This window comes from Sporomusa sp. (assembly GCF_035561255.1).
Classification (GTDB): domain Bacteria; phylum Bacillota; class Negativicutes; order Sporomusales; family Sporomusaceae; genus Sporomusa.
Genome location: NZ_DATMXX010000408.1, coordinates 1 through 4,099, shown reverse-complemented (window position 1 = coordinate 4,099; position 4,099 = coordinate 1). Strand labels below are relative to the sequence as shown.

Annotated in this window: 5 protein-coding genes; all 5 read left to right on the top strand. The window is 44.6% G+C overall.

Going from position 1 to position 4,099, the window contains the following annotated elements; all coding sequences use genetic code 11:
- The first annotated feature begins 93 nt into the window (after positions 1-93).
- Positions 94-726, top strand: coding sequence for a cyclodeaminase/cyclohydrolase family protein (locus VN379_RS23505; protein ID WP_325538416.1), 633 nt, complete (start codon positions 94-96; stop codon positions 724-726).
- A 15-nt stretch (positions 727-741) separates the two neighbouring features.
- Positions 742-1,605 (top strand): bifunctional 5,10-methylenetetrahydrofolate dehydrogenase/5,10-methenyltetrahydrofolate cyclohydrolase, encoded by an 864-nt coding sequence (locus VN379_RS23500; RefSeq protein ID WP_325538414.1) that lies wholly within the window; start codon positions 742-744, stop codon positions 1,603-1,605.
- A 50-nt stretch (positions 1,606-1,655) separates the two neighbouring features.
- Positions 1,656-2,303 (top strand): DUF3786 domain-containing protein, encoded by a 648-nt coding sequence (locus tag VN379_RS23495; protein ID WP_325538412.1) that lies wholly within the window; start codon positions 1,656-1,658, stop codon positions 2,301-2,303.
- A gap of 99 nt (positions 2,304-2,402) precedes the next feature.
- A complete protein-coding gene (locus tag VN379_RS23490; protein ID WP_325538410.1) occupies positions 2,403-3,167 on the top strand; it encodes a P-loop NTPase in 765 nt (254 codons plus the stop codon).
- Positions 3,168-3,211: 44 nt separating this feature from the next.
- The coding region (locus VN379_RS23485; protein ID WP_325538408.1) for a formate--tetrahydrofolate ligase at positions 3,212-4,099 on the top strand (888 nt) is incomplete at its 3' end.

The following is a 4,099-nucleotide window of genomic DNA, read 5'->3' as shown; positions in this document are numbered from 1 at the left end:
ATAACAAACTAGTTTACTTAGAAGTTAAAATGGTGTGTTATTTTACAGCGATTTGTATAGCAAATAACGAAGCAGATGGGAGGACAAAACATAATGAGTATGCTGGATAAGTCCTGCTCGGATTTTCTGGAAGTACTAGCCTCAAAGGCCCCGGTACCAGGCGGCGGCGGTGCGGCAGCCCTTGGCGGTGCCCTTGGAATGGCCCTTTCCAACATGGTGGGGAATCTTACAGTGGGTAAAAAGAAATATGCTGAGGTTGAGGGTGAAGTCAAAGAGCTAATTGTCAAAGGGGATAAGGTAATTGGCGAATTAAAAGCTTTAGTGGATGAAGACGCCGCGGTTTTTGAACCTCTTTCCAAGGCTTATGGCTTACCCAAAGATACCCCGGAACAGATTGCTTATAAAGAAGAAGTCATGGAGAAGTGTTCCAAAGATGCCTGTGAAGGCCCTATGCAGATTATGCGTAAATGTTATGAGGGCATTAAGATTCATGAACGTATGGGTCAAATTGGTACTAATTTAGCGATTTCAGATGTTGGTTGCGGGGTTGTATTTTTAAAATCCGCGCTGATCAGTGGAATGCTCAATGTTGTAATTAATCTTAATACGATTAAAGATCAGGACTATGTCAGCAAAAACCGGGCGGAAATGGAACAGCTACTGGCTGATGGTTCCAAAATTGCCGATGCTACACTGGAATTGGTTCTGAACAAAATAAAGAAATAGGAGGGATTTTGGAAAATGGCCGAAAGATTAGCCGGTAAAGCGGTTGCCGATGCCATGAAGGAGCAGCTCTCCCAAAAGGTAGCAGCAATTAAAGCCAAAGGAATTACCCCGAAATTAGGTATTATCCGGGTTGGAGCCCGTCCTGATGACCTTTTTTATGAAGGCGGTGCCAAAAAAACCTGTGATTCTATCGGAATGTCTTACCAGGTTTTCGAATATCCTGCAGATATTGAACAGGCTGCTTTTGAACAAGCTGTGACTGCTGTTGGTGCTAATAAAGAGATCAATGGCATCCTGATGTTTGCTCCTTTACCCAAACAATTGGACGAGAAGAAAATCCGCAATCTAATCCCGGTAGAAAAAGATGTGGATTGCATGACCATCGGGAGTGCTGCTAAGGTATACACCGATGATCCTACAGGCTTCCCACCCTGTACCCCAACTGCCTGTATGGATATACTCAAATTCTATGATATTCCGCTAAAAGGCAAAAAAGCGGTTGTGTTAGGGCGTTCGCAGGTAGTCGGCAAGCCTGTTGCGATGTTGCTGCTTAGAGAACATGCTACTGTTACCATCTGCCATTCCCGTACTGATAATTTGCCGGCTGTTTGTGCTGATGCCGACGTTCTTATTGCTGCTGTTGGACGTGCCAAAATGGTTAAGGCTAATTTTGTTAAACCAGGCCAGGTTGTCATAGATGTAGGGATTAATGAAGACCCTGACAATCCTGGAAAATATTGTGGCGATGTTGATTATGCCGAGGTTGAAGCCATTGTCGGGAAAATCACCCCGGTGCCTGGCGGCGTCGGTTCAGTAACAACTGTTGTTCTTTGCAAACAGACCATTCAGGCCTGTGAAATGCAAAATGGTTTGGCATAATTATTAATAATACTCCGTAGTTTCACTTATTGTACTAGGAGGCACATCTGATGCAAACCGGTAACATTATTCCTCAACATCTGCAGAACGGCTATCAATTGGCTTTTGAAAAAGCTTGTGCAGGCCTAGCCGATAAGAATCCGGAAGAAATGGCCGCAAACAGTGGCGCTGGATTTGATAGTGCCAAAAATATTTTTACACTCAAATACATTAATGAAGTATATACTGTCAGTTATCCGGATGGGGAAGTGAGTTTTGCCGGTCGTCAGGATCTAGTTCCGATGGCTGCTAAAGTCGTTCTGCTGCATTACCTGCTTACCGCAGGCGGACAGTCTTTAACCGGACAATTGATATCGTTTAAAGAAATACCAGGTGGCATGATTTATTTGCACCCCTTTAATGGCCGGGTTCTTGGTGGCTTTAAAGCAATATTTGGAAAGAAATCCGGTCTTTTAATCAAAGCCGGGGAGAAATTGGGCGGTTTGATTGCTAAATATGGCGATGCAGCTGTTACTTTGGATATTTTGCCCCGGGTTCCTGTGACGTACGTAATCTGGGAAGGGGACGAAGAGTTTCCTGCCAATGCTACCGCGTTATTTGATGCTACGGCACAATATTACTTGCCCACTGAAGATTTAGTTGTAGGTGCTGCTGCTGGAGCCAGTTTGTTAGGTAAGACGGCCCGGACACTTACCTAGGTTAGATAAAACATCTGTTTTGATTTAGCAGATAATTTAGGAAATAAAAAATATTAAAATTTTTTATTTAAGATTCCTATATTTAAAGGAGGTGAAATTGTGAAAATCGCAGTCTCCGGCAAAGGCGGCGTCGGTAAAACGTCTGTCTCTGCCAGTTTAGCCAAATTATTTGCCCGTGAAGGCCGCCGTGTGTACGCAGTTGATGCTGACCCTGATGCCAGTTTAGGTCTTGCACTGGGAATTTCTGATGATATCTTGGCTAAAGTAATTCCGCTAATTGACATGGAAGAAGTGATTAAGAAAAAAAGCGCCGGTGGTGGTCTGTTTTACAGTCTTAATCCTGACGTCGATGACATTTTAGATGAGTATTCCATTAGCGTGGGTAATATCAGATTTTTAAGAATGGGTGCTGTGAAACCAGGTGGCTCGGCATGTTATTGCCGTGAAAATGCGTTTCTATTTTCAGTAGTGGATTCTTTGATCCTTGATAAGGATGACGTGGTTATTCTTGATATGGGAGCGGGCATCGAACATTTAACACGTGGTACATCAAAGGGTGTAGACCTGATGATTGTAGTGACAGAACCTAGTAAAACCAGTGTTCAAACTGCAAGGGTGGTAATGCAGCTGGCTAAAGATTTAGGCATTGAAGTTGCAAAAGTAATTGCTAATAAAATACGCTCTCCTAAAGAAGAAACATTCATCCAACAACAGTTTGCTCCTCAAGAACTGTTAGGCGTCATTCGTTTTGATGATGAGTTGCTGGATGTTGCTCTCGGAAACGGAGAGGACATACTTACCGGAGCCTTCAAAGTAACAATGGAGGAAATTTATGCGCGGATAGCCGCAAACTCCAAGCCCTAGGTTTAAAGAGCAAAAGCTCAAAGAATATTAGGAGGTAAGTCTGAATGTCTTTTAAAAGTGACGTAGAAATCGCTCAAGAGGCGAAGATGTCCAAAATCATTGATGTTGCAAACGAACTAGCGATCCCTGCAGAAGAGCTTGAACTCTATGGTAGTTACAAAGCAAAGGTTTCACTGAAAACCTGGGAGCGCATTAAAGGCCGTCCGGATGCTAAGCTAATCCTGGTAACCGCCATCAACCCGACCCCTGCCGGCGAAGGTAAGACCACTACTACAGTTGGTCTTGGCGATGCTTTGCGGAAAAAAGGTAAGAAAGTTGTTATCGCTTTGCGCGAACCATCTCTTGGTCCTTGTTTTGGTGTTAAAGGCGGCGCTGCTGGCGGCGGTTATGCCCAGGTAGTTCCAATGGAAGACATCAACCTTCACTTTACGGGCGATTTCCATGCGATTACCACTGCCCATAACCTCCTGGCAGCAATTATTGATAATCACCTGCACCATGGCAATGCTCTTGGTATCGACCCACGCCGGGTAACCTGGCGCCGGGTGCTTGATCTCAACGAGCGCGCCCTCCGTTTCATTGTCTGTGGTCTTGGTGGCAAAGCCAACGGTGTGCCACGTGAAAATGGTTTTGATATTACTGTTGCTTCCGAAATGATGGCCATTCTGTGTTTGGCAAAAGACCTGGACGACATGAAAGAACGCATTGGCCGCATTATCGTAGCATATACCCTTGACGGTAAACCTGTAACCCCGAACGACCTTAAAGTAACTGGTGCTCTGACTCTGCTATTCAAAGACGCCATAAAGCCCAATCTGGTGCAAACTCTCGAAAATACACCGGCTTTCGTACATGGCGGCCCGTTTGCTAACATTGCTCACGGCTGTAACAGTGTATCTGCTACCAAATATGCGATGAAGCTTGCTGATGTT